25 protein-coding genes are annotated in these 26,780 nt (G+C 45.8%); 18 read left to right on the top strand and 7 right to left on the bottom strand.

Going from position 1 to position 26,780, the window contains the following annotated elements; translation table 11 throughout:
* Positions 1 to 5: 5 nt before the first annotated feature.
* From asnB to IY568_RS06025, 6 genes are all read left to right on the top strand, one after another.
* On the top strand, positions 6 to 1,820 hold the full coding sequence (gene asnB, locus IY568_RS06050) for an asparagine synthase (glutamine-hydrolyzing) (RefSeq protein WP_194867050.1): 1,815 nt from the start codon (positions 6 to 8) through the stop codon (positions 1,818 to 1,820).
* Between the two features lie 487 nt (positions 1,821 to 2,307).
* A complete protein-coding gene (locus tag IY568_RS06045) occupies positions 2,308 to 3,825 on the top strand; it encodes a YcaO-like family protein (protein WP_228553152.1) in 1,518 nt (505 codons plus the stop codon).
* A gap of 166 nt (positions 3,826 to 3,991) precedes the next feature.
* Entirely contained in the window at positions 3,992 to 4,978 is a 987-nt protein-coding gene (locus IY568_RS06040) for a hypothetical protein (RefSeq protein ID WP_194867048.1), read from the top strand.
* 43 nt (positions 4,979 to 5,021) lie between these two features.
* Positions 5,022 to 5,792 carry a phytanoyl-CoA dioxygenase family protein gene (locus tag IY568_RS06035; RefSeq protein WP_194867047.1) on the top strand — a complete coding sequence of 257 codons (771 nt, stop codon included), beginning with the start codon at positions 5,022 to 5,024 and terminating at the stop codon, positions 5,790 to 5,792.
* 8 nt (positions 5,793 to 5,800) lie between these two features.
* Positions 5,801 to 6,934 carry an amidohydrolase family protein gene (locus IY568_RS06030; protein ID WP_194867046.1) on the top strand — a complete coding sequence of 378 codons (1,134 nt, stop codon included), beginning with the start codon at positions 5,801 to 5,803 and terminating at the stop codon, positions 6,932 to 6,934.
* Positions 6,931 to 8,979: a YcaO-like family protein gene (locus IY568_RS06025; RefSeq protein ID WP_194867045.1), complete on the top strand. Its 2,049-nt coding sequence runs from the start codon at positions 6,931 to 6,933 to the stop codon at positions 8,977 to 8,979. Before IY568_RS06030 ends, IY568_RS06025 begins: the two co-directional genes overlap by 4 nt.
* 192 nt (positions 8,980 to 9,171) lie before the next feature.
* Here the strand turns inward: IY568_RS06025 and IY568_RS06020 are convergent, their stop codons facing one another.
* Complete coding sequence (locus IY568_RS06020) at positions 9,172 to 11,355, bottom strand: OsmC domain/YcaO domain-containing protein (protein ID WP_194867044.1); 2,184 nt, start codon at positions 11,353 to 11,355, stop codon at positions 9,172 to 9,174.
* 194 nt (positions 11,356 to 11,549) lie between these two features.
* Here IY568_RS06020 and IY568_RS06015 point away from each other — a divergent pair, with 194 nt between their 5' ends.
* Positions 11,550 to 12,140, top strand: coding sequence for a hypothetical protein (locus IY568_RS06015; RefSeq protein ID WP_125557614.1), 591 nt, complete (start codon positions 11,550 to 11,552; stop codon positions 12,138 to 12,140).
* A gap of 87 nt (positions 12,141 to 12,227) precedes the next feature.
* Here the strand turns inward: IY568_RS06015 and IY568_RS06010 are convergent, their stop codons facing one another.
* Entirely contained in the window at positions 12,228 to 13,112 is an 885-nt protein-coding gene (locus tag IY568_RS06010; RefSeq protein ID WP_125557616.1) for a LysR family transcriptional regulator, read from the bottom strand.
* 107 nt (positions 13,113 to 13,219) lie between these two features.
* On the opposite strand from IY568_RS06010, the gene IY568_RS06005 reads away from it, so the two are divergent.
* Both IY568_RS06005 and IY568_RS06000 read left to right on the top strand, forming a co-directional pair.
* Positions 13,220 to 14,386, top strand: a complete 1,167-nt coding sequence (locus IY568_RS06005; RefSeq protein WP_230090695.1) for an MFS transporter — start codon at positions 13,220 to 13,222, stop codon at positions 14,384 to 14,386.
* Between the two features lie 20 nt (positions 14,387 to 14,406).
* Positions 14,407 to 14,964 carry a GNAT family N-acetyltransferase gene (locus tag IY568_RS06000; RefSeq protein WP_194867043.1) on the top strand — a complete coding sequence of 186 codons (558 nt, stop codon included), beginning with the start codon at positions 14,407 to 14,409 and terminating at the stop codon, positions 14,962 to 14,964.
* A gap of 109 nt (positions 14,965 to 15,073) precedes the next feature.
* On the opposite strand, the gene IY568_RS25265 is transcribed toward IY568_RS06000, so the two are convergent.
* The 3 genes from IY568_RS25265 to IY568_RS05985 are packed head-to-tail and all read right to left on the bottom strand — an operon-like array spanning position 15,074 to position 15,769.
* Entirely contained in the window at positions 15,074 to 15,328 is a 255-nt protein-coding gene (locus IY568_RS25265; RefSeq protein ID WP_323744724.1) for an EF-hand domain-containing protein, read from the bottom strand.
* Positions 15,291 to 15,518, bottom strand: a complete 228-nt coding sequence (locus IY568_RS05990; RefSeq protein ID WP_125557622.1) for an EF-hand domain-containing protein — start codon at positions 15,516 to 15,518, stop codon at positions 15,291 to 15,293. Before IY568_RS05990 ends, IY568_RS25265 begins: the two co-directional genes overlap by 38 nt.
* A gap of 26 nt (positions 15,519 to 15,544) precedes the next feature.
* Complete coding sequence (locus IY568_RS05985) at positions 15,545 to 15,769, bottom strand: EF-hand domain-containing protein (RefSeq protein ID WP_228553151.1); 225 nt, start codon at positions 15,767 to 15,769, stop codon at positions 15,545 to 15,547.
* A 284-nt stretch (positions 15,770 to 16,053) separates the two neighbouring features.
* Between IY568_RS05985 and IY568_RS05980 the strand changes: the two genes are divergently transcribed.
* The 6 genes from IY568_RS05980 to IY568_RS05955 all read left to right on the top strand — a co-directional run bounded on the left by IY568_RS05980 (position 16,054) and on the right by IY568_RS05955 (position 22,241).
* Complete coding sequence (locus IY568_RS05980; RefSeq protein WP_194867041.1) at positions 16,054 to 17,463, top strand: HAMP domain-containing sensor histidine kinase; 1,410 nt, start codon at positions 16,054 to 16,056, stop codon at positions 17,461 to 17,463.
* A complete protein-coding gene (locus IY568_RS05975) occupies positions 17,460 to 17,996 on the top strand; it encodes a hypothetical protein (RefSeq protein WP_194867040.1) in 537 nt (178 codons plus the stop codon). Before IY568_RS05980 ends, IY568_RS05975 begins: the two co-directional genes overlap by 4 nt.
* On the top strand, positions 17,996 to 19,336 hold the full coding sequence (locus IY568_RS05970) for a sigma-54-dependent transcriptional regulator (protein ID WP_194867039.1): 1,341 nt from the start codon (positions 17,996 to 17,998) through the stop codon (positions 19,334 to 19,336). The genes IY568_RS05975 and IY568_RS05970 overlap by 1 nt, the downstream gene beginning before the upstream one ends.
* A 193-nt stretch (positions 19,337 to 19,529) precedes the next feature.
* Positions 19,530 to 19,685 (top strand): hypothetical protein, encoded by a 156-nt coding sequence (locus IY568_RS05965; RefSeq protein ID WP_155946430.1) that lies wholly within the window; start codon positions 19,530 to 19,532, stop codon positions 19,683 to 19,685.
* A 194-nt stretch (positions 19,686 to 19,879) separates the two neighbouring features.
* A complete protein-coding gene (locus tag IY568_RS05960) occupies positions 19,880 to 21,835 on the top strand; it encodes a methyl-accepting chemotaxis protein (protein WP_194867038.1) in 1,956 nt (651 codons plus the stop codon).
* Complete coding sequence (locus IY568_RS05955; RefSeq protein ID WP_194867037.1) at positions 21,828 to 22,241, top strand: GNAT family N-acetyltransferase; 414 nt, start codon at positions 21,828 to 21,830, stop codon at positions 22,239 to 22,241. Before IY568_RS05960 ends, IY568_RS05955 begins: the two co-directional genes overlap by 8 nt.
* A gap of 33 nt (positions 22,242 to 22,274) precedes the next feature.
* On the opposite strand, the gene IY568_RS25260 is transcribed toward IY568_RS05955, so the two are convergent.
* On the bottom strand, positions 22,275 to 23,465 hold the full coding sequence (locus IY568_RS25260) for a helix-turn-helix domain-containing protein (protein WP_194867036.1): 1,191 nt from the start codon (positions 23,463 to 23,465) through the stop codon (positions 22,275 to 22,277).
* 209 nt (positions 23,466 to 23,674) lie between these two features.
* On the opposite strand from IY568_RS25260, the gene IY568_RS05945 reads away from it, so the two are divergent.
* Positions 23,675 to 24,130 (top strand): DUF6326 family protein, encoded by a 456-nt coding sequence (locus tag IY568_RS05945; protein WP_194867035.1) that lies wholly within the window; start codon positions 23,675 to 23,677, stop codon positions 24,128 to 24,130.
* A gap of 90 nt (positions 24,131 to 24,220) precedes the next feature.
* Positions 24,221 to 25,210 (top strand): tetratricopeptide repeat protein, encoded by a 990-nt coding sequence (locus IY568_RS05940; RefSeq protein ID WP_194867034.1) that lies wholly within the window; start codon positions 24,221 to 24,223, stop codon positions 25,208 to 25,210.
* Positions 25,211 to 25,252: 42 nt separating this feature from the next.
* Here the strand turns inward: IY568_RS05940 and IY568_RS05935 are convergent, their stop codons facing one another.
* Positions 25,253 to 25,606 (bottom strand): DoxX family protein, encoded by a 354-nt coding sequence (locus tag IY568_RS05935; protein WP_194867033.1) that lies wholly within the window; start codon positions 25,604 to 25,606, stop codon positions 25,253 to 25,255.
* Positions 25,607 to 25,707: 101 nt separating this feature from the next.
* On the opposite strand from IY568_RS05935, the gene IY568_RS05930 reads away from it, so the two are divergent.
* Entirely contained in the window at positions 25,708 to 26,580 is an 873-nt protein-coding gene (locus IY568_RS05930; RefSeq protein WP_194867032.1) for a LysR family transcriptional regulator, read from the top strand.
* The last annotated feature ends 200 nt before the right edge of the window (positions 26,581 to 26,780 follow it).

Genomic DNA, 26,780 nt, shown 5'->3' with positions numbered 1-26,780 from the left:
TTTTTATGTGTGGAATATTAGCAGCTCAATATAGTAAAACCTCATCATTGAACCTCCCACAAGCTCTTGTATCTATGAAGCACAGGGGGCCAGATCAAACGGGACTCTATTCAGATAAAAACCATAACACTTACATAGGTCATAATAGACTGGCAATTAATGGTGGCAAAATAGCAACCCAACCAATGCTGTCCGATAATACCCCATGGATAATTTCTGTAAATGGTGAGATATATAATGACAGAGAAAAACTAAAGGCAAAAGGAGCTGTATTTCAAACAAATTCTGACAGCGAATATGTACTCAAAGGTATAGAGCTTTTTGGAATCAGCTTTGTAGCGAGTCTCGATGGTGAGTTTTCATTATGTACTTACAACAGAGAAAGCAATAGGCTATACCTTGCCCGAGACAGAAATGGCAGCAAGCCACTCTATTACTACCATAATAATGATTATTTTATAGCCGCATCAGAAATTAAAGCTTTGCTATCTGCGGGTGTACCAGCTGTATGGAATGAGCACTATTTAGTTGCAAAAGAACGATTTTTAGTAGGTGCCAAAGAAACATTTGTTAAAGGAGTCTTTTCTGTCCCCCCAGGTCATATAGTTGAGTTCACAAATCAAGACCTAAAAAGCTATCCATTTTGCAAGCAGTCTCCGTTTAACCCCGATTTATTTGAACAGTGTGATATTTCTTACGAACAAGCAACGCAAGAGTTTAGCCGGCAGTTTGAGCAAGCCGTGCACAAAAGAATACCTCAAGAGCGTTTTGCTTGTTACTTAAGCTCTGGCATAGACTCATCATATATCAGCGCTTTATCAGCTCGACTGAGCGACAAAGCTGAATCATTCAGTATCGGATTCTCTAATAGTCCACTAGATGAAAGTCTGGCAGCTGAAAAATTGGCTAAGCAGCTTGGAATTAAACACCATACACTTCAACTAGATCACAGCGATCTCATTGGATCATTTGAAAAATCTATCTATCATGCAGAATCGATAGTGCCAAATTTAAATGTTGCAGCCAAATACCTGTTGAGCCGTAAAGTACAGGAAAGCGGGATTAGAATTGCACTGACAGGAGAAGGGGCTGATGAATCATTGCTTGGCTATCAGTTTTTCCAATATGATTTGAATTCTCCTCTAACACAACAAGGCGAACACACTCTGCTTTTTGAAGGTCAAAGCATACTTGAGGCTGCATTGAATTTTACACCCAGCGCAATTGTAAGTGCTACATCGAACTTTCAGTTATTCAAAGCTTTGCGCTCTGCTGGTTTCTCTGATGCTTGTTACACAACGCACTTAACCGCACCGCACAGTGACATAATTACCTCCTCCATTGGATACAGCCAATGGCTTCACTATAACACTGTATATCAGGACTATAACTTGCTTGCTCTGGGAGATAAAACTGAACTGGCAAACTCAATAGAAGGTCGCCAGCCTTTCCTGGATAACTCATTGGTCGCTTTCATTCACTCACTCCCAACTGCCTTCAAGTATTGCAACGGTAAAAATAAGAGAATTTTAAGAGATGCATTTACTGTGAACTTCCCTCATTTGCATGTAGAGCAAATCAAAAAACCTTTTTTAGCTCCGACTAACTTAACCAAAAACATTACACTTTATCTGCTAGATGAATTATATGAATTGTCTAACAGAGAATCACAATTGGGTATTTACGATATAGATAAAGTCATCACTTTTTTTGAGTCTGTTGTAAAAAATCAGACTCAGCTAGATTTTTCAGATGACATTATTGTTTGCCACTTCCTAAGTGTTCTGTTTTTGCAAAAACACTTTAATTTGGAAACGTAACTATATTATGAAACTCAAGTTTAATAGCAAATTCAGTTTCTTTATGGATAAGCATGATAACGTTCTGCTTAACAGCCAAACTAATGAATTTGTTTTGGATGCTAAGAATTTCCCCTTGTTCTCACACTTCAAAAGCCTGACAAATGTTGATGAGCTGGCGAAAAGTGTTCCTGCCGAACTTTTAGCCCACTTTTATTATCAAGTAGAAAACGCGACTAAAAGAGGCTGGCTAGTTGAAGCGGTTGATCTACAAGATACGAAAACAGAACTTATCGAAGGAATATATGGATCAAGTTGTTTCGTACAAAGCTTCGCAGAAAACTGGCAGCGTATATCATCACACTTGCAGAACTCTTGCATACTAATCGAAGATATTAGGAAAGTAACAAATCTACAGGAACATTTCCCCCTAAGGTTTTGTGAAGTATATAAAAATAGCATTTATATTTCACCGGTTATAACATGTACTGACAAATTAGAGAGTTACTTGGCATGGATTTTTGCCAGCCGGCCACTCGACCTCTTTATGGATAAGTTTGGTAAAGGCAAAGGTCGCTTGCTGTCTTTCCCGAAAATACCAAAACAGCTTTGCTCGCTAGTTAATACCCTCGACTGCGTTGAAGCGTTGGTTTTTGATATTCAGCATGGCTCATCTGCCAGGTATAATTTTGATAATTTGGAGCGTATACCGCACTCTAATAGCACGTCTGAATTATCTCTTAAAAGCACTCCAATCACCTATGACGCAGATGGTGGTTCAAGGGCTTATAAAGCAGAAGACACACTCAAAAAACTTGCACCATTTATTGGCCGCCAACTGGGTTATATTTTTCCTGAAACTAAACTGTCCTCTCCTTTGGACTCAATTAAGATATTCACTTCAGGATTTTACAAATGCCCAATGAAAGCTCCAAAGCTAATTAGTGGTGGCGATTTTGCCCAACAAACGCTTGGCAAAGGCGTCACACACGAACAGTCTAAGGCCAGTGCATTATGCGAAGCTGTCGAACGTAAAAATGCACAGTATGTGGGCGATGAGCTAACTCAAGTCGCACAGGCTCATCAACTTGACGCCCGCAGCTATAACTTTTCTCAGTTGTTACCCTACAGCGAGCAGCAGTATACGCGCTTTGCGGACCCTGCGGACTCAGAATCTCAGCGTAAGCAAGTCGCGCTTTCCTATACTGGAGAGGCTGTCAATTGGACTGCTCTGTGGTCGCTTACACGCGATGAAAAAGTCTTTGTGCCCACCGTTTGCTGTTTTGCCAATACGCCGTTTGAAGAAGACCGTTTTGGCAAATGGCATTCTAATGGCTGTGCCGCTGGTAATAATCTAGAAGAAGCCATTTTACAGGCGTTATTTGAGTTGCTTGAGCGTGATGCAACTGCTATCTGGTGGTACAACCGCTTACCGCGCCCACAGTTTGAGTTAAGCGCTCTGGACCCAGATTATTTGGCACCGCTGCACCAAACAATCACCGCTGAACACGACTATTGGGTGCTGGATCTCACCGTGGATACCGGTGTGCCCGTAATGGCAGCGATTGGCCGTAACAAAGTAACCCAGGGATATGTATTTGGCTTCGGCTGCCACTTAAAACCCGAAATGGCCGCACAACGCGCGCTCACTGAGTTATGTCAGCTTATTCCTATCCGGGACCAAAATGGTGCCCCCTTTGATTTTGATGCCATTACCGATGATAGTTTCCTTCAGCCTGAGGCCAATGCATCTCGTGCAAGCTATCAGCTAACACAAAGCGGTGATCTGAAGGATGATATTCTCGTCATTGTTGAACAGTTAAACAGCCTGGATATGGAAACACTGGCACTGGATTATTCACGCTCGCCTATTCCACTGAGCACTGCTAAAGTCTTTGTACCCGGGCTGTGCCACATCTGGCCACAACTAGGTAATCCACGGCTTTATGAGACACCTGTCAAACTCGGTTGGCTGGATAAAGCATTGACGGAGAAAACGATTAATCAGCAAGGGTTGTATATTTAGCGACAAGAGCTGTGACTTACACTACAGTCACTATATTTCAAGCCTGATCAAATTCTATAACTATTGATTGATGAAACTTAAAAAGGAAAGCCTTCACTACAAACGCTGTGTTAATTATACTCGTATCGAGTAACAGGTCTACATTCTGTAAGCAAAAGGAACTACCATGACAAACAGCACAAATGAAATTAACTGGAAAGTAACAACAAACTCTGAGTGGGATATTGCCTTCCAAAAGATAATATCTTATTTATGGGACAACAAGGAACGCGTATTAGCTAACGCGGGAGAAAACCGACTTTTTTACATAATGAAGAATCTGGGCATTTCTAATATCCGAGAATACACCCATTTTAACAAAGACGGTAGTGCTTCACATGGGGTGAGCCTATTATCAAACCTGACAGGTAAAGACGCGAGTCAACAGTACTCAATCATTAACATTTGCGAAAGAAATGAAGAAAATCGGACACCAATATATGACTCATCTACCTTTTGGTCCAGTAAAAATGGTTGGAAAAACTTACTGATAGACTTGGAAGTCAAGCTACCGCCCCATAATATAAATGCAGAGAGAAGTAGCGTGTTATCGGACTACATCTCAATGCAAAGATTTTTTCCATTTTCTCAATTATTTCATTATCCAGCTAGTTCAACTTCTTCTGATCATATCCCGCTAAACCTAAAAATAGATGCTCTGGTCGATTCAAGTTCAAGTCATAAAGCTAGTGGCTATAGCAACATAAACTCTGCCATAGGCAATAATGAAGTTGAAAATTCAGACAGAGGCGGCAGCGAAGGTGTTGATGACGACTACAGCTGGTTGCATTTTGTACCTCGCCTGATCTCTTATAACTGGGCTTTGAGTACAACTGAGTGTATTGATCCTGTTACAAAGCCAAATCTAAGAGATTACCCTGTTTTGCTGGAAAACCTGGGGTATAGAGTTGCTGATGAGCTAAATATCTATCTGTCATATGCAAGCAAAGAGCCGGCTACAGAAGAGGCTGGAGAAAAAGTGTATAACGTAAACGAATACACCAGCACGCTGTTTATTGACTTGCCTGCACCTGATTACTCTGAAGATGTCTCCCCAATGGCACTTGCAGACCTTGTCGCAGCTCGAGCAAACCAGCCATTCACCAGTACCTGACAACCTGGAGTGAGGCCGTTTTAATAAATGGCCTCGAATTAAAATGACGGTAAAAAACTTTTTCTCCGAAAACGGCTATGCCGTTTTTGACCAACCTATCCTGGATATAGATTTACTACTTAAAGCCAAACAGGGTGTAAAACAAGTCCTCGAAAAAGAATACCAAACAGGAGTTCAGCCTTGGTGTCACTTTGGCGATGGCAACTCAGAATTAACTCGTCTGACACAGATACACATGTCGGATGAACGTATTTATCAGGCAATTACACAATCTCAAATTGGTAATCTAGCAGCTAAATTAACAGGTGCTTCAAAAATAAATGTATGGGGATGCCAACTATTTTATAAACCGAGTGGCTCCCAATCCAAGGGCAACGTAGGATTTCATAGAGATTCGCAACATATGCCTTTTTTTAAAAAAGGTACTCTGACTGCTTGGATCCCTCTGGTTGATATTAATTCAAACTCTGGCCCACTGGTGATCATACCAGGCTCACATACATGGGAGCCAACGCTTGAGCATACAGGTGGCGAGATCCAAAATATGAACTCACAAGTACCTCTCTTACAAAACTTCTACAAAACTCAGAATTGGAAAGAGGAACAAGTGACATTGCCCTTAGGTGGGATCAGTTTCCATGATTTCAACGCTTTACATGGTAGTTATCCTAACGAATCTCCAACAGACAGAATCGTCATCACCGTTGGCCTTTTCACGGACGAGGTTGAATTTGATAATAACGTAGAAGATTACGGGTATGCACTAGTAATTAATGATGAACGATTCTGCCCTATTATATACGAAAGAGAGTAATTTTTAGCATGCAAAAAGTCATTGACTGTGACAGACACGTAATTGAGCCAGTTGAAATCTGGAAAGAATATATAAGCAAAGAAGTATACGAAAAAACGCCTATCTGGTTAAAACCTGCAAGTGCGGAAATTGACCTGAAAGACGAATCGGGCAAACAGATCCCTATTCCTCCGAGCTATATGGTCGGTGAAGAACCAGTATTCAGTAACTGGGGTAAAGATCTACAAATCGCCTCAGCGCTAATCAATAGCGAAAGTATCAATGAACGAATTTCTGCTACAAATCCAATTGATCACCTAGAAGAACTAAACAGAACGGGTGTGGATAAGGCAATCATATATCCTACTTTTGCTGGCCTTATCGTAAATCACAGTAAGGTAGATGCGCTGACATCGCGGGAGTTTGCGAAAGGCTATAACCGTTGGATTGAGGACTATTGCAATTATGCCAAAGACAGATTTATTCCAGCTTATCTGATTAGCCGTCATGATCCCAGCTCCTTACTGGAACAAGTTGAAGATGCTGTGCGAAAGGGATGGAGTGCTCTTGCGCTAAGACCAGAACCAATACTTGGCATATCGCTTGGCGATGATCGATACGAACAATTTTGGCAAGCGTGTGCGCATCATGAATTAGCAGTTACATTCCATGGCGGTACACACTTGCAAGGTGAGACTGTTGGTATGGATCGATTCAAGAATCGCTTCTCACTCCATGCGTGCTCTCATCCAATGGAGGCACAAATGGCATTTGTTTCTCTTCTCGAGTCTGGCGTCTTTGAGCGCAACCCGAAATTGAAAATAGCTTTTCTGGAAGCTGGTTGTTCATGGGTACCCCACTGGTTATGGAGGCTGGATAATATTTGTCACAACGAGTTTCCATCCATCACACATACCAATATAAGAATGCGCCCGTCTGAATACTTTATCAGGCACTGTTGGGTTGGTGTTGAAATTGGAGAGCCTATAAGTGAAACGGTTAACGCGATAGGTCACGAAAAGCTCATCTTTGGGAGTGATTACCCTCACCCGGACCACCTTCACTTTGACCTTGCACAAATGGCTAATGAAATGCCCAGTCTTAGCAATGAGCAAATTTCAGATATTTTGCAAAATAACCCAAGGCCTCTATTCAATTTATGACACTTAATTTTGACTTGATAATTGGCTGGCAACCTCAATATAAACCTATCATCCTAAATAACAGTGATATTGTTGTAATATCTACTGAAGGTGAGGTTTTGTTCAGCAATCAGGACTTCCCTCTTATATCGTGTATTGATGGTAAGCGAACTATCAAGTCGATTATAGATGAACCTACCTCTCATGAAGATGCCAACCACTTCTTAAGATATGTTGGCAATTTCCTGCGTAAAGGGACTTTTTTACAACTCGTAGAGCCAGACTCAGAGTATGCACGTAATATCAATAACTCGCTCGAAAGTGATGGCACTTTCAATAGGTTGATTAGTAAACTGCCTGATACCCACATCCAAATAACTGAAAATTTCCTTTGTGACAAGCTCAACAGGACATTATCCAGTGAGAATGTACCTGGTTATCTGATTGAAGTTTCTGGGCACACGGTAAGCATCACACCTAAGCTCTGTAACTATGGCGACTTTACGACACTTAGAAAGCTCTTGTTGCACAATAAACCAGTAATACACTACTTATCCAAAAAGTTGCCTGGACAGGACGTCAACCCACCAACTAATGAGGATACTGCCACATACCTGAAAAAAAACCTCGACAGTTTAAGCATGCGCTTAAATCATCATATCGATACAGAAAAACAGACACTGTTATGTATTGATATCAGAGATATTAATACTCAAGAGTATGTGGTGCCACTGAGGCTCAACTCACCTCTTAGTGTTGATCACCATATCACCCTAGCCTCTTCAGCGATGGTAACAAATTCCGATGGCGGCTCTCGTATTCAAACTGCTAAAGCGACTGTTGAACGATTAATGCCATTTGTAGGTACAAAAGTTGGGGCAATTACTCACCTAGAGCCTATTTCACAAAAGAGCGACACCCCAATCATAATTTATAGAACAGCATTTTTTAAAACCCCAACCGTTAGGGCTTCAGAAAACATTGATTCACAAAGCTTTATACAAGTTTGCTTAGGCAAAGGCGTCACACACGAACAGTCTAAGGCCAGTGCATTATGCGAAGCTATCGAACGTAAAAATGCACAGTATGTGGGCGATGAGCTAACTCAAGTCGCACAGGCTCATCAACTGGACGCCCGCAGTTATAACTTTTCTCAGTTGTTACCCTACAGCGAGCAACAGTATGCGCGCTTTGCGGACCCTGCGGACTCAGAGTCTCAGCGTAAGCAAGCCGCGCTTTCCTATACTGGAGAGGCTGTCAATTGGACTGCTCTGTGGTCGCTTACATGCGATGAAAAAGTCTTTGTGCCCACCGTTTGCTGCTTTGCCAATACGCCGTTTGAAGAAGACCGCTTTGGCAAATGGCATTCTAATGGCTGTGCCGCAGGCAATAACCTGGAAGAGGCCATTTTACAGGCTTTGTTTGAATTGCTTGAGCGTGATGCAACTGCTGTCTGGTGGTACAACCGCTTACCGCGTCCACAGTTTGAGTTAAGCGGCCTGGATCCGGATTATTTGGCACCGCTGCACCAAACAATCACCGCTGAACACGACTATTGGGTGCTGGACCTCACCGTGGATACCGGCGTGCCCGTAATGGCAGCGATTGGCCGTAACAAAGCAACTCAGGGGTATGTATTTGGCTTCGGCTGCCACTTAAAGCCGGAAATGGCCGCACAACGCGCGCTCACTGAGTTATGTCAGCTTATTCCTATCCGGGACCAAAATGGTGCCCCCTTTGATTTTGATGCCATTACCGATGATAGTTTCCTTCAGCCTGAGGCCAATGCATCTCGTGCAAGCTATCAGCTAACGCAAAGCGGTGATCTGAAGGATGATATTCTGGCCATTGTTGAACAGTTAAACAGACTGGATATGGAAACACTGGCACTGGATTATTCACGCTCGCCTATTCCACTGAGCACTGCTAAAGTCTTTGTACCCGGACTGTGCCACATCTGGCCACAACTAGGTAATCCACGGCTTTACGAGACACCTGTCAAACTCGGTTGGCTGGATAAAGCATTGACGGAGAAAACGATTAATCAGCAAGGGTTGTATATTTAACTACGCTCCTTGATGGCTGTGAATAACCTAAAATACTTGTGACAAAATACCAGCTCAAGGCCGGTATAGCAGAATGCGAGCTCACTTTGTAGCGAGAGGGAGTATTGTTGGTAGAGGCTCCCTCTCACCTTACCCTAAGTCACTCAAGCTGGCTGGCAATTAACCCAGCAAGCTTGAATGACACAGTACAATTTACCCCTTCGCAAACTTAGCGCGTGCGGCGTGCAGCTTTTTATAGCTGTCGATCAGGCGCAGGTGCTTATCCAGGCCTTCCAGTTGCATGTTGGTCGGTGTCAGACCATAGAACTTTACATCACCGTTGATTGAGCCAATCACCGCATCCATCACTTCTTTACCGAACATACGGGTAAAGCTGTGGATGTAGTCTTCAATTTCCAGCTCTTCGTCCAGCGCCACTTCCAGCGTGGCGTGCATAGCCTGGTAGAACAAGCCGCGTTCAACCGTGTTGTCGTTGTATTGCAGGAAGGTTTCAACCAGCTCAATGGCCGCTTCAATGTCGCCCAGCGCCAGATAGATCAGGATCTTCAGCTCCAGAATGGTCAGCTGACCCCACACTGTATTCTCGTCGAATTCAACCCCGATCAACGTGATGATATCGATATAATTATCAAGCTGACTTTCTTCAAGGCGATTAACCAAATCGGCTAGTGCTTCGTCTTCCAGCGAGTGAATGTTCAGAATGTCTTCGCGGTATTGCAGGGCTTTGTTGGTGTTGTCCCAGATTAAGTCTTCGGCCGGGTAAACCTCAGAGTAGCCAGGCACCAGAATACGGCAGGCGGTGCCCATATCGGTAAACTCTGCAATATACGCCTCTTTGCCCAAATCTTTAAGAATGGCGAACAGTTTGTCACACTCTTCTTCGTTGGTGCCCGTGAAGTCCCACTCCACAAACTCATAATCATGTTTGGCACTGAAGAAACGCCATGAGATCACGCCGGTAGAATCAATGAAGTGCTCAACAAAGTTCTCCGGCTCAGACACTACCATGCTGTTAAAAGTCGGCTTTGGCACATCATTCAGACCTTCAAAGCTGCGGCCCTGCAACAGCTCGGTTAAGCTGCGCTCCAGCGCAACTTCCAGGCTCGGGTGCGCACCAAAAGAGGCAAACACACCGCCGGTTTTCGGGTTCATCAGAGTCACGCACATCACCGGGAACTGGCCGCCCAGGGATGCATCTTTTACCACAACCGGGAAGCCCTGCTCTTCAAGGCCTTTAATGCCCGCCACAATACCCGGGAACTTGGCCAGTACGTCTTCAGGCACGTCTGGCAGTACAATTTCCTGTTCAATGATCTGCTTTTTCACCGCGCGCTCAAAGATCTCAGACAAACACTGTACTTTGGCTTCAAACAGGTTATTACCGGCGCTCATACCGTTACTCAGAAACAGGTTTTCAATCAGGTTAGATGGAAAATAAACCGTTTCACCGTCGCTGTGACGCGTGTAAGGAATAGAACAAATACCACGCTCGATATTGCCCGAGTTGGTGTCTATCAGGTTAGAGCCGCGCAGCTCGCCTTCCGGATCGTAGATTTCACGCGTGTAGCCATCCAGGATCTCGGCTGGCAACTCGTCGTTGTGGCCCGGCTTAAACCACTTTTCATTGGGGTAATGAACAAACTCGGCATTGGCAATTTCTTCACCAAAGAACTGGTCGTTATAGAAAAAATTGCAGTTCAGTCGCTCAATAAACTCGCCCAGCGCCGAGCACAGCGCGCTTTCTTTAGTCGCACCTTTACCATTGGTGAAACACATAGGCGATGCAGCATCACGAATATGCAAAGACCAAACGTTGGGCACAATGTTACGCCATGAGGCTACTTCGATTTTCATGCCCAGCTCTGACAGAATACCCGTCATATTGGCAATGGTTTGCTCCAGTGGCAGATCTTTACCCAGAATGAAGGTGCTGGCGTCAGAGTCGGTGTTTACCATCAGCATGGCTTGTGCATCGTCATCCAGGCTCTCTACCGCTTCAACCTGGAACTCAGGTCCGGTCTGGATCACTTTTTTCACAGTACAACGGTCGATTGAACGCAAGATGCCCTGACGGTCTTTCTCAGAGATACTCTCTGGCAGCTCAACCTGAATTTTGAAGATCTGGTTGTAACGATTTTCCGGGTCAACAATGTTGTTTTGCGCCACACGAATTCCATCGGTCGGAATATCACGCGCATTACAATACACTTTCACAAAGTAAGCAGCACACAGCGCAGACGACGCCAGAAAATAGTCAAACGGGCTGGGTGCCGAACCATCGCCTTTATAACGAATAGGTTGGTCGGCAATGACAGAAAAATCATCAAATTTGGCGTCAATTCGAAGATTATCGAGATAATTTACTTTGATTTCCATAGGAAAGAGTCCGGTGTATTGCGATCGAAAACCCCTATTGTACTTGAGGTTGCAAGACGGCGCCAATGCTGATGACACAAATAACCCTGCCAACACAAATTAAGTTACTAAATACCTATTATTGGTCGTAAAGGCATGTTACTTTCTTGGCAAATAAACTCATCAGACAACACACGAGATAACAAGGATTTATTATGCGCAGCTATGTGTGGTTAGCACTTGGTTTAGGCCTGTTTTCCGGCTCTGCTCTGGCCAATAACGGCTTTGGTGTCACCCTGTATGGTGGCAAAAGTAGCAATCAGGAATTGCATACCAGTCAAAAAGCAGTGGTTAACCTGGCCGATGAAAACCACTTTGGCATCAGCTTTGATCGCTATCTGAATAAAAAACGCTATGGCCTGTTTTACAGCATGCTAGAAACTGAATTTGAAGATGCACCAATCCAGAAAGTGGATATGGAATATCTGATGTTTCAAAGCGCCATAGATGTGGATATCACAGATAATCTGGACAGCTATATCGGTGCTCAGATCGGTGTAAATAGAGTAACTCCCAATTTTGAAGAAGCTGATCACTTTTTTGCTGCGGGCTTTTATGGTGGCCTGAAATATCATTTAGGAGCCGGGTTCAGCGCGCAAACAGAGCTGCGCTGGCTTGCGTCTTCTATCAAAAACTCGTCTAAAGTACGCTGTGATGGCAGCGATGAGGACGTCTGTGCATGGCACTTTGATGGCGATGTACTTAACCAATTCCAGCTGAGTCTGGGCCTGACTTACCGCTTTTAAAAAATCGCCAGCATCGCTATCAGCCCCGGCTCGTTGGCCGGGGTAACGCTGTAATTAGCCACGGTCACACTAAACAAGTGCCCACTCTTACAGAGTTACAACGTTATTTTTAAGGTGTTCAATAAACAACCTGGTTTTACGGGGTGTATAGCTAGCCTTTGGGTAATAGGCCCAGAGTTGTTTTATCTCAGAGCGAATATCCGGCAAAATGGGCACCAGGGCGCCAGATCTTAACTCCCGCTCAATATAGCTTGGTGCGATAAACAGCAAACCAATTCCCTGCACTGCCGCTTTTAAAATGGCATCGAGATGATCGGTCACAAAATTATAGTTGGTAAACTCAAACAATCTGCCATCTTCAAGTACAACGCCCCCAATTTTATGATAATAACTACTCAGCAACATCTTATGTTGTGCCAGGTCCTCAACACAGGTTATTTCATCGCAACGTGCCAGATATTCAGGGGCCCCAAACAGCTGCATTTGATAGTCAAACAACCGGGTGCCTTTGTGCGAGACTGAATCAAACGACTCGTTATACCGGGTGATCACCACATCGTGCTGTAAATCCGGCGGCTCTCCCGGCGCCAGTACATTCAGGTGAATGGTGATCTGCGGATATTGCGACAAAAACTGCTCAATTTTGGGCATTAATACACTGCTGCCCACCGCCTGTGTCGCCGCTATTTTCAAACTGCCCTGTAACTCGCATTGCTCAGATTGCGCGGTTTCTAGCAGTGCTTCAAACTGGGCAAGCCAGTCTCTGGCACGAGGAAAAAAATGCTGCCCTTGCTCCGTGAGATTAACCTGTCGGGTCGTGCGAATGAACAAACTTTGCCCCAGATGCCTTTCCAGCCAGTCAATTCGTTTACTCATAGCAGATGCCGAAACCCCTTGATGCTCAGCCGCTTTAGTAAAGCTACCCAGCTCTGCCAGAACGCAAAAACTGCGTGTTGCCGTTAACCAATCCATTAAATTAATTCCTATTAGGAAATAGTATTTTAATTATTACCTTATTTTTAGGACAATGAAAGCGGCGTATAGTGCCCGGGTCAAATTTACTTCGCGCTGGAGTGCTCGTGCATCTATTTACCATGCTTGCTGTTTTACTCATGTCCTGCTCTCAGCTGGTCAGCCAGGTGTATATGCCTGTTTTACCAGATATTGCAGACAGCCTGGTGCTAACCAATGGCATGAGTCAGGCAATGATCATCAGCTATTTCATTACGCTTGGCGCCTCTCAACTGATTGTTGGACCGCTGCGCGACAAGTACGGTGATCGGCCACTGTTTATCGCCGGGCAAGCCATCTTACTGGCAGGTACACTGTTATGTGCCGTTGCACCAGACAGCACCACTTTTTTACTCGGACGAATTTTGCAAGGTGCGGGCTCCGCTTCACCGGTGTTAATCAGCCGCACATTATTGGCTCAACGACTGTCGGGGGCCAGATTAAAAAGTGCCATGGCAACCGTGGCCATCTCGGCAAGCGTCACCGCAATTATTGCCCCCCTGCTCGGCGGTATGCTGAGCAGTTGGTTTGGCTGGCAGGGTTTGTCACTGGTGCTCATTACATACTATCTGTTCATCACCATATTCGGGCTGAGTCTGCTCAAAGCCAGCGAACCTCAACCTTTTGTGATTAACCCAATGAGCCTGGTTCGGCACTATCAAAATATGGTGCGCTGTCAGGTCTTTTTATCGCTGGCCAGTCTCAAATGGGTGCCAACCTTTTTGTATTTGACGCTCCAGCTACATTTGCCGTTTTTACTTCAGGACCGCTTTGGCTTCACCACTAGCCAGACCGGACAAGCCATGATGCTGCCTATGGTGGGTCTGTTGTTGGGCGCTGTGTTTGCTAAAGTCTTACAGCGCCACGTTAGCTATATGAAAATTGTTTTGTGGCTGTGGCCTGCACTATTACTGAGTGCACTGACCTTCGTATTAGCCAGCGACAACGCCATAGCGATATTACTGGCCTATGCCGCCATTATGTTGGTATTTGGCGGATATTTTCCAAGCTATATGCACCTGATTGGCTTACTACACCCTACTCACGCGGGCACCGCAAACGCTTTGGTCGGGGCAATTGAGTTACTGATATTTTCTGTCATTGCCTGGCTGGTGAATCAATGGCTGCCAGATAACACGCAAGCCATCGCGCTACTGATCGCTGTCTGTGCTGCATTGTTGCTACTTTGCTGGCGTACTATCCGTATTCAGCGACCTCATTTTGAACACACATAAGTATAATATTGGGATCAATCATGTTCGAAAAACTCCACTTTAACACTGCCCGATTTACTATCCGGCCGCTTCAGCAAAGTGACCTTCATGCCATTTACGAGAGCCGGCGTAATCCGGATACCTCCAGGTATATTGGTGAACCAGCGACACTAAAAGATGCTCAGGACCGAATTGATCAGGCAACAGCCCCCTGGCAGGCAAATGAGCATGAAAGACTGCTGCTGGCCATCATCAGACGTGAAGACAATGTACTGGTTGGTGAACTCATGTATAAATTTTTGTGCCATAACGCCAAAACAGCCGAAATCGGTTATCGTTTGAGTGAAAAATATATTGGCCAGGGTTATGCGTTTGAAGCTGCAAACGGGCTGATTGAAGCTGCCTTTGAGCAATTTGGACTCAATAAAGTCTGTGCATTTTGTGCTGTCGAAAATCAGGCTTCCTGGCGCTTAATGGAAAAGCTCGGCATGCAACGTGAGGCCCATTTACGTCAGCACTTTAAATTTAGCCATGGTTACTATGATGGCTATATGTACGGCCTACTACGTAGTGAACATATCATGGCAGCAACAGCCTGATAAACGAAAAAGGCACCCTTATCAGGTGCCTTGACTCATGGAAGGACCCATGAAGATCGTTGCGTAAAAATACAAAATTGGGAGAAGAAAACTGTGTCAGAATGATGTCCTACTGACTAAACTCCTGTTCCGATAGTTTACCGTCGCCATTGGTGTCCAGTTTTTCGAAAATGACCATCAATGTATCCGAGCCCGCGGCTTCCGACTTAGAGATATACCCATCACCATTGGTATCAAAAGTTGAAAACGAACTGTCCGCAGCATGCGCGCCAATACTGGCTGCCATCAAAATGGTGCTTAACATAAGCTTGTACATATCAAGTTCCTCATAAATGCTTGTTAAAGTGTTTAAATTCTTTGGCACTCAGCGCGCCATCCCGGTTTGTATCCAGGCGTTTAAATGCGTCAGCGACCAGAGAGACCTTAGCTGCTTCTGAGCGACTGATCAGGCCATCGCTGTTGTCATCCAAAAGTGCAAAATCGACTTCAGTTGCAAACGCTAACGCACAGGTGAACATTCCCAGGGTCAACGCAAAAACGTATGTAATTTGCATATCTGATCCTCCGGCTAAAACGCGATTTAGCCGTTAAACTCAGAGAATTCTTTTCTGCTCAGCAAGCCATCACTATTGCTATCCAGAACTTTGAACTGGCCCATGAGCAAGGAGTTTGCCGTCGCCTCATTCAAACTAATGGTGCCATCACCATCCGTGTCATACTTTTCAAAATCCTCGCCTGCAATTGCCTGTGTCGCCAACACCGTCAGAGCCATAGCTGTCATCATTGTCATCGCTGTTTTCATCATATTTTCCTTCTGTTTTTGAATGTGTGCCGCCGCGAAACTGTTCTGAGCTTTCCGGCTGCGTTTGACAAGACTATTCCAACTTTGATGCCAGGTTTAATTAGATATTAATTTTCAATAAGTTAGTTTTTCTTGGGTAAAAAAGTTCAGGGGACATTAAGGCGATTTGTTGCTAAATGGCGACAAAATTCAACTCGCGTTTTTAGCTTACTATTTAAAATCAGTTACTTATATCTGTCGCTAATTGGCAACAGTCAACCAAAAGCGCGCAAACTATCAGGCTCTTTATGCTCCATGCCAGCTCAAAATTACGCTCACACACGCCACTCAGACCCTTTTTTTCTCAGGCATTGTGGAAACAGGCACTTATGGCATTAATGCTGGCCCTGGTTCCTCTGTTGCTGTTGACCTTGTGGTTTATTCAGTCTGTTGCCTATCAGCAGCATAGAGTTCAGGATATTTATATTGAAAATCAGAAAGTTAAATCAGAATTCAGTGAGTTAAAAAACGCCTTTCAGGCACTTCAGAAAGCACAACAAAACAATCAGTTACTACAAAGCGAACAATTAAAAATAAGCATTAACAAAAGCTGGCAGGTGCAAAAAAATAGACTTATATCACTGCTTACGCGACTTGAGAAAGATGCAACAGTTGCTAATTGGCAACACCTGCTCCAACACACCCAGACACCAGACAGTAACACCCTGTCAGCACTGGCCGATGCACTAACTCGCCAGTCACAACCGCTGCAACAGACTCTGGACAAACAGCTAACGGATGCGCTCTTGCAGCAAAGTCTCATCCGGCAGCGCTTTTTAATTGGACTGAGCATTCTGTTACCTATCCTAGTCGGCATGAGTATCTGGCTTATCAAGCGGATCTCCGGTCAGCTATTTCAGCTGGAGCGAGCCATAGAAGTCATTGGTGAAGACCGTTTTACTACGCCAATCCAGCTAGCAGGCAGCCGCGAGTTCAGCCAGCTGGGTGAGCGTCTTGAGCAATTGCGCCAGGAGCTGGCTGCCAGCAAACATCAAAAGGAAACCTTTTTACGCCACGTATCGCACGAACTGAAAACCCCACTCGCCTCCATTAAAGAGGGCACAGAGTTGCTGAATAGCGATCACCTTGGGCAGCTCAATGACAAGCAACGACGCGTAACCGATATTCTCCACGTCTCTGTCGCCAAGCTCACTCAGCTCATTGACGATCTGCTTACGTTTAGCGCTGCCAGTCACCCACACAGCCAACAGGCACGCTGTAGTGCCCGGGCGATCAAAGCACAACTGGAGGACCACTTTGCACAACGGCTGCAGAGGCGAGATATCCGTATTCACTGGCACTTTGAGCAGCAACTCGCAGACTTACCTGAGCTACCAGTCAAACTGGCTCTGACACACCTGCTCAGTAATGCAATTCAATATACACACAGCCAGATCCGCATCGACTTTTTGGCTACCTCAAGCCACTGGCAGATCAGTATCCGGGACGATGGGCCCGGGCTCGATCCCCAGGAGGCCAGTCACTTATTCAAACCCTTTGTCAGAGGCCAGCGCAGCCAAAAAATAGCAGGCAGTGGACTGGGCCTGGCCATTGCGCATGAATGTATGAGCCAGTGCGGTGGCCAGTTACAGTGGCAAAATACCCGGCCAGGCTGCGAATTTACTCTGACACTGCCAAAACACGGAGAAAGCAGATGAAACCCCTCTTTTTAATCGTGACACTCGTTATCGGCCTGAGCGGTTGCCAACTGAGTCCAACACAGCAAAACACCCACTTTGTCGGGCCTCGCAAAACGCTTGAGCCACAATACGCTTCTTTGGCGCTACTACTGCAACGCTACCTGAGGCTGTGTCAAAACAATCAAGCTGTTGAGCAACAAAAGCCTGAACCTTATATCGGTCAGGCCGCTATTGAGACCTTCATACACAGCTACTGCAATACCGTGTCAACAACCAGACAGTTGCAAGCAATTGCAAAGATCAAACAAAGTCAGTCCTGGCCCCAACACTACCATCTGTGGTTCGATACCCTGAAACAACAGACGCAGGTGCTGCGGGGACAAAAGATCCGTTTGCATCGAAGCAACGCCAAATTGAGCCAGATCCAAACGCAGTTGACCCAAACCAATCAGGCACTGCTCACGCTCAAACAGGCGCTGGCCGAGATCGAACAACAAAGGCTTCAGGACATGCCCCTGAATGCGCCCATTCAAACGCCGGAGCAGCAATAATGTCTTATACAACACCGCCTACCTCAGACACCCACACCCTCTCTGTTTTGCTGGTCGATGATGATCCGGCATTGAGCGAGCTGCTGGCAATACGCCTGGAAAGTCATGGCTTTGACGTAACCCTGGCCAGTAGTGGCCATGCGGCCTTGCGACAACTGGCCAGTATACCTGTTGATGTAGTGATCACCGACTTACGAATGGAGCACATGGACGGTCTGGCACTGAACCAGAAATTACAAGCCCAATACCCAGGCCTGCCTGTGATCATGATGACTGCGCATGGCTCGATCCCCGATGCTGTGGATGCCATTGAGCAAGGGATCACCGCTTTTATTACCAAACCGATAAACAGCGAAGAACTACTGGCAGCGATCGACAAAGCATTACCTAAAAACAGGGTGATACAACTCACTGATCCGGATAACTTTCACGGCTTGTATCACCAGAGCGCGAGCATGCGCCAACTGGTACAGCAGATTAAAGCCATCGCGCCCAGTCAGGCTAATATTTTGCTCCAGGGTGAAAGTGGCACGGGTAAGGAAGTCACCGCACGCGCCATTCACCGGGCGAGCAGTCATGCCCAGGGTCCTTTTATCGCCATCAACTGTGGTGCCCTGCCCGCGCACTTGCTTGAATCAGAGCTGTTTGGCCATAAAAAGGGGGCATTTACCGGCGCAATTTCGGATAAACAGGGGCTGATCCAAAGTGCCGATAAAGGCACTTTATTATTGGACGAAATAGGAGATATGCCACTCGATTTACAGGTAAAGCTATTACGGGTATTACAGGAAAAAACGGTCCGGCCGATCGGCGGGCAGCACGAACAAACGGTTGATGTCCGTATTCTCTCCGCCAGCCATAAGAACCTGGCGCAGGCTGTCAGCGAAGGAAAATTCAGAGAAGATCTGTACTATCGGCTCAACGTCGTCGCCATTCAGTTGCCTGCGCTGCGTGAGCGAGTGGAAGACATCCCCCTACTGGCAGACTTGTTTATCAAGCAACTCGCCGCTGGACAAAAACGCCTCTCTTTAGACGCCACAACGGCGCTGTTAAGTTATGCCTGGCCAGGCAATATTCGTCAGCTACATAACGTAGTTGAATACTGTGTAGCGATGACACCCGGCAAATTAATCACTGCAGACAGTATTATCAGCGCACTGCCAGAACAAGACGACAAGCAAGCCTTTGTCGGACTGAATGAAGCTAAACGTCAGTTTGAACGTGATTATCTGATAAAAGTGCTCGCCCTGTGTGAGAACAATGTCCCTCAGGCCGCCAAACTGGCTCAAAGAAATCGCTCAGACTTCTATAAACTGATGAAAAAACACGATATAAAATAAATTAGTAAAAACATTTGACCAATTATTATACATGCGCTTAAATGAATATGAAGGCAGGCAAGGAGTGCTTAGCCCTTCAGTCACAAGGTTACTTTTGTACTTTTAGTACGTTTGAGTGAGCCTGGTTATTTATCACTATCATACAGGGATTGAAAAGCTATGATCTCTAATACAACAAAAACTGGATAACAACATGAAAATAAAGGTAAAGAAAACCAATTTAAAACGCCTTTCGGAGTCTCATTCACTTCCTCAACAGGCGACGCCGCAAATCGCGGGTGGTGATGTGGCCGCCTCATTATCAGGCAAAATTTGTGATATGTTTTCCTTGTACCACTATTGCCGTTAAGCCAAAACAGAGTTCTGAGTTCAGAACTCTGCATCGATAAGAAAGCCGTACATCCTTCAGCCTCGCCCCTTGTCCTCCCGTGCAAAGTTTGCAATAGTATCTTCGAATTAATGTCATAAATTGACATCACATCAGAGCAACATGCTCCGTTCACAACTACACTATTATTAGAATAAAAAACGAGGTGGTTGCCCATGAGAATGCGTAAAAAGCTGATCTTAAGCTTTGTTATGACCGTTATCATTCCTATTCTTGCAATATCCATCATGAGTATCTCGCGCACCAAACAGGAGTCACTGGACCGATTCTTAGAGACATCGGTTAACGAGATCAGACAAATTGAGAATGCATTTATCATCTTTTTTGATCAGATGAAAAGTAATGCCCGATTCTTAGCGCAGAGCAAAACGGTACAGTCGGTGAGCAAAGACACCACAACCTACCTGGGCGCCGAAAAGATGATGATGCCCGACGCGTCCGGCGAGGCCGAGGCGGCCATCTTCGATTTGTACACCACCTTTGGCAAAACCCACCCCGAACTATTATTTGTCTACCTCGGTACCCGTGAGGGTGGCTTTATTCAGTATCCCGCAGAGCCACTTGGTAACTACGACCCTCGTAAGCGCCCTTGGTATCAGCAAGTTAGCTCAAACCCATCTCAGGTCATTATCACAGAACCCTATCAAGGCGTCACCGGACAGGCGATGGTTTCCGTCGCCACCGGGATCATGAAAAACAACGAGATGTTAGGCGTACAATCACTGGATGTAACCTTATCGACACTCACCGACATTGTGAGCAACATTAAACTCGGCCAAACCGGCTACTTATTGCTGCTCGACAATCAGGGGACGGTGCTGGCAGATCCGAAAAATGCCGACAGTAACTTTAAGAACATTCGTGATTTGAATGATGCCCGTTATAAGGCAATACAGAACGCGGGGAATGCGCCTTTCATTACGCTGGAGTATCAGGACAAAGCCTTCTATGCCAAGTTTTATCGCTCTGAAGAACTTGGCTGGACCTTCATCGCCATCATTGAAGAAGATGAGATCCTCACCTCGTCTTATAATATGACCTACAGCATCAGTATCATTGCGGTCATCATGCTGGCGCTGTTTGTGGTCATTGCCATTGTGCTGGCTAACAAAATCGTTTACCCCATTGAAATGGTATCGGACGGGCTAAAAGAAATCGCTCAGGGTGAGGGTAATTTATCAAAACGACTCCAGGTCATTGGCAATGATGAAATAAGCGAGCTGGCAACCTGGTTTAACCAATTCCTCAACTCCATTAATGCCTTGGTGAAAGACATTCAGGGCAATGCACGCACCCTGAATAGTGAAGCCCAGAGCTCTCAATCACGGATCAATGATATTCGTAGCCAGTGCCGTCATCAGGAAAAAACATCGCAAACCGCGACGGATACCACGCAATCCATGGCAAGCATGGCCATGACAGTCAGCGACAACTGTGGTGATGCACTCAACGAAATCTCGACGACGGAGCAACACACCCAGACTGGTAACCAGATGATCCAAAGCACTGTGGCTCAGGTCGCTAAGCTTAACGACTCTCTGGGCGACTCAGCGACGGCCATGAGCAAGCTTGAAAATGAAAGTAACAACATCACCAATATTCTGGAGGTGATCCGCACCATTGCCGAACAAACTAACTTGCTGGCCCTTAATGCCGCTATTGAAGCGGCCCGTGCCGGTGAGCAAGGCCGGGGGTTTGCAGTTGTGGCCGACGAAGTACGGACGCTGGCACAGCGCTCTCACGATGCCACTCAGGATATTGAACAGGTTTTAACTAAGCTGATTGAGCAAACTCGCAGTGTGTCTGAACGCATGACTGCCAGTGTAGGGGAATCAAAACATGCCATCGACCAGTCGGAGCTAGCCCATCAGGCATTCGATGATATTGCCAGCTCAGTTTCCCGCGTTAAGGGGATCATTGCTGACATTTCTCAGCAGGCCAATGCGCAAGGGCAAGCTGCTGAGGACACCCAATCTCGTATTCACGGCGTAAGTCAGTCAGTACAACAAGTGGGTGACTCTGCCGATGCGCTGCATACAGGTGCAACACAATTGGTTGAACTGGCCAACAACCTGGATCAATTGGTTGACAGGTTTGATGTCGATGACTGAACTAAAGATCCTGCATACCCCTCCTGATCCCAGGGAATTTAGCGCGCTGCGCAAAAGTGTAGGCTGGCAAAACCCTGCGCCCGATATCGTTGCGGCCAGCATTACTGCGTCACTTTACTGGGTGCGGTGTCGGAAGGCAGATAAATTAATTGCCTGTGGTCGGATTGTAGGCGACGGGCACATGTACTTTTACATTCAGGATGTCATAGTGCACCCAAGCCACCAGGGCCAGGGCCTTGGCCACCTTATTATGGATAACATAGAACAGTATCTGGCGGCACATTGCCAAAGTGGCGCGACCGCCGCTTTGCTGGCTGCGGCTGGCAAAGAAACCTTCTACCAGCGCTACGGTTATTCACTGCGAGACGGCGAAAAACTGGGGTTGGGGATGTGTAAGTTTTACTAGTCGCAAACGATAACGGTTGCCTGCATCACTGCGCTACTCGCATGTTGGTGGGTTTGCATGTTCACGCCTGAACTGGCCTGGTGTCATACCTGTTTCTTTCTTAAATGCTTTGTAAAACGAAGAACGCGCATTAAACCCCACCTCAAGAGCAATATTCAACACCGATTCATCGCTGCTCAACAGGCGGGATTTCGAAGCCTTGATACGCCAGTGATTGACAAAATCAAAGAAGTTCATTTTCAGGGTTTCATTTAAAGCCTGTGACAGGTAATTAGGTGATATCCCACTTGCCTGTGATAGCTTTTGCAGAGTCAGATCGGCATCCAGATAGAGTTTACTGTTTTGCATAGCCTGCGTAATTTTTTCAACTATCCGGGCTGACTGACACTCATCCAGTGCTGATTTATGATACTTGCTCCCTGTATCTTCACTGGGCGACAGAGTCGGAGCATCAGTGCGTTCAACCATGCTAGCGGGCTGTGGTTGAAGCAACGGCGTTGTTTGCTGCATTGCAAAAAAGGTTACGCTCCAGATAAGCACCAATGCAACAAACACTTCGGCGCTGCGCGACAGTAATGCGTGTTCTAGCAGACTAGATAAGAAGACTGACACCAGCACAAAAATCCAAATACAAACGGCGATAAAAATGAGCTTTCTGATAACAGTGAGCTTGGGGCTGTCCAGATTAGAGTAACTTTCTTTTAGCTGCGCATTGAATCTGGCCAGACGCCTGATGACCACCAGTAGCGTAAACCCGCACTCAAGCAACCAAAAACACATCAAAACCAGCATCGCACAGGCCAACACCACAACATAAGGACCCGCAGGCATATCATCTGTCACGAACATTCCCCTGTGATGCTGTGCAGGCAATAGCGCAACCGCGCCGGAAATCAGCACGGCAGGCCATAACAAAACAAATTTGCTTAACTTGGCTCTGTTAAGTATCCATCGTTTATGTGTGGTAATCCCTTCAATATACAAGCGCAGCGCCGGACACAACACGAAGAGCATGGGAAAACCCAAAACGGTATATACCTGATACCAGCCGGGTAATAGAACCGGCACGATTGCATTGAGCGCAAGCACCCCACTGGCACAAAGAAAAAGCACCAGAGGCAGACGATAAACACGTGTCGCTCGCGGCAGTAGCAGCACAGGCACACTCAACACGATTTGCCCAATGAGCATAGCAATCAGCAACATCACGATAGATTCAGTCACGTAACTCCCCTGACACCAAAATAAATTTATCCATAATATTTTGTTTTATCTGCTTTTAAATTTTCCTTTCCACAAAGACTGTCCGCGCCTTTACGCCAGGACGACGTATCCCTGCAAAGTGATTAGCCTGATACTAACCTGGATAAAACAGGGCACATGCCTTTTGGCAAACCTTGCAGGGACATTCAATATGACTTAAGGAATCGCTTATGACAAACGCAATTTTAACCACCAGTGCATCACAGGATAGCCGCACTCGCATCAAAATCGCGACACTATGGCTGTTAGTTATGCTGAATATGATTTATGCCGATATTTTGGCCTTTGTTTCAGCCTTTATCACTCCGGGGGTAATAGACACACTGATGAGCGGCTACTCAGGCTCAGTTAAACTCACCCAAGAGTTACTTCTGGTCTCAGCCATACTCATCGAGATTCCCATCGTGATGATTTTCCTGTCCCAATATCTCAGCTATCGATTAAACCGCCTCTGTAATCTGGTGGCTGTCCCGTTAACTTTTCTGTTTGTACTGGGTGGTATTGAAACGGATCCTTTCTACCTGTTTCTGGCATGCATACAGCTCACCCTACTTTTAAGCATAGCCTGGTTGGTCATACGGTGGCGAGCACCTGAAGCGGCAGTGTTAAGCACAGCTCAAAGTTGAATCGATAGATGACAGGACTCTGAACCATAAGCACCCAAGGATTCAGCAGATTACATTTGTATTTAGAACATTTAAGAAGGAAACAGACTCATGAAAAGCAAACTGCTTATTCCCCTTACTCTGCTTGTTTATTGCAACATAACCACAGCCAGTGTTGAACTGGGCCAGGCAGAATTCGACAAAGGTAATCTGCGCCTTGCGAAATCCATTTTGTCGCAACAGCAAACCTCTGATTATCAAAAACCACTGCTTCTGGCACGCATAGCACTTAGAAGCGATCAGGACGAAACGGCACTGCAACACTTAGAAGCAGCCATAGAGCAGCACCCAAACAATCCGGAGCTCTATTTTGCACATGCCGAAGTCGTCGCTAAAATTGCCGAACAAGCCAGTATTTTTAGCGTGTCTGGGTATATCAAAAAACTCAAAGCCTCATTCATCAAAGCAGTCGAACTGGCACCAGACAATCGTGAATACCGCAGTACGCTGATCAAGTTTTACATCAATGCGCCCAGCATGTTTGGTGGTGACAAACAGGCCGCTTTAACGCACATTCAGGCACTGGAAAAAGTCTCGCCCTTTGATGCTTTTCTGACTCGCTTATACCTGGCCGCTAAGTCAGATAAACAAGAAGAGTTCGCTCGTCTGATAAAGATTGGGCAGCAAAACTTTGCCGCCGACCCCCGCTATTTTTATACTTTAGGCCAAATCTATCTTGATCAGGAAGAGTCTGAAATGGCCCTAAATCAGTTCAGAAGTGCAGCTAACAAGCAGGCAAAAAACCTGAAACAAGAAAAAGCCCGATATCAGTCTCTGGTGTTAATTGGTACTTTAAGTCAGCAACTGAAGCGCAATTACGACGAGGGGCAGAACGCGCTTCAGCAGTACCTGAATGAGGCAGCCCATCACTACGACCTGCCCGACAAAAACCTGGTCAAATTCAGGTTGGCTTCGATAGCCATGGCACAAAAGAAAACCACACTCGCGCAGCGGCTATTAAACGAAGTCATAACTGAAACGCTGAGTGATAAGCTAAAGAAAAAAGCCCGCTCCGCTTTGAAAAAGTTAGCCAGGGCCTGAGCGCACTCTGCCAGTGGGCTTTACAACAAGCCCTTTCTCACATCACAGCAACCCTAAAGCCAGCAAAACTCCTGAGCCAGTTCCCGTTAATATTGCGGGAATGGCATCCTTAAAGGTGTCATACCTAAAGTGGAAGTAGCACGCCCCTACTGAGGTTATTAGTATTAATACTGCACCAAGCAGCAAACTTTCTGCGTGCTCAGTCAAAATAGCAAACACCATCAACCCAGCAGCAAGCGACTCAATGAGTCCAATCGCATACATGTGCTTTCTGCCAAGCCCATATCGCCTGAAAAACGCACTTTGTATAGTGAACACCCGTGTGCTCCAGGAAAATATCTTTTGAGAACCGGCAAGAGTGAAAAAAGTGGCCAGCAAGCCTGCGAGTATTAGCATAAAAATGTTCCTGACAAGTTAAAGTGAATGCATTAAAACATTCCAAAACAACATTAAGAACCGTATTATTAAGCTAGTTACTATTCCAAATTGGAATCAATATGGACAAACTCGTTTGCATCAGACTATTTACCGAAGTCGCACATAAGGGCAGCTTTACGCATGCCGCAAACGCTCTCAATATGACGCAAAGTTCTGTAAGCAAGAAAGTGGCCTGGCTTGAACAACATCTTGGTTTCGCCTTATTTCACAGGACATCCCGCGCCATAGCCCTGACCTCAGCAGGCAAGGCTTACCTCACCTACAGCCAGTCACTACTAGATACTATGGCCGAAGTAGAACACCAGATCCGCGATGAACAGGCACAGGTAAATGGCCATATAAAACTCTCCGCGCCCAGTGCCTTCGCAACACAGCGCCTGGCTGAGCCACTTGCTGAATTTATGCGTCGTTACCCAAAAGTTACGTTAGACATCAGTGTCAGCGATCAACAGGTAGATTTGATCAACGAAGACGTAGACATAGCCATCAGAGCGTCAGTCCTGAAGGACTCCGGATTAAAAGCAAAGAAGTTGTTGGATCACTCAGTTTGCTATTTTGCATCACCTGATTATCTGAAACGTCAAGGTATGCCACACTCTCCTGACGAATTAAAAGCGCATCAATGCCTCACCTATTCGCTGAACAAACCATCAAATGTCTGGTTATTTGATAAAACACACTACAAACTCAACGAGTATATTCGCTCAGATAGTCCCGAGATGATTGTCAGGTTGGCTTTGTCCGGGCTCGGTATCGCGGCAATGCCAGACTGGATGATCACCCAACAACTAAGAGACAAAACGCTCGTCACGTTATTTGATAACTGGCAAGGCCATACCCTGCCTATGTACGCTCTATATAAAAATACCGAGTTTACGCCAGTAAGGTTTAGAGCCCTAATTGACTTCCTCGCGGAGCATTTTGCTTATTAACCCTACAGTCCTGCCCCGGGTGATATGTGATGCGCGCCTACGCTTTGCGCACCCAAGGAGCTTAAACCAAGCTCACCCCAGCAGTTGAACATCAGTCGCCTCGGTAATAAGTTCAACTAGTTTTCCATTATTTTATGCCGCTAATCGCAAAACTATTCGGTTTATCTCAGCCACTTTGACCATTTATTAAAATTCAGACT

The organism is Pseudoalteromonas sp. PPB1, assembly GCF_015356275.1.
GTDB lineage: Bacteria > Pseudomonadota > Gammaproteobacteria > Enterobacterales > Alteromonadaceae > Pseudoalteromonas > Pseudoalteromonas rubra_D.
Note: the sequence above shows the minus strand (reverse complement) of the source record. Positions and strands in the feature narration are given on the sequence as shown.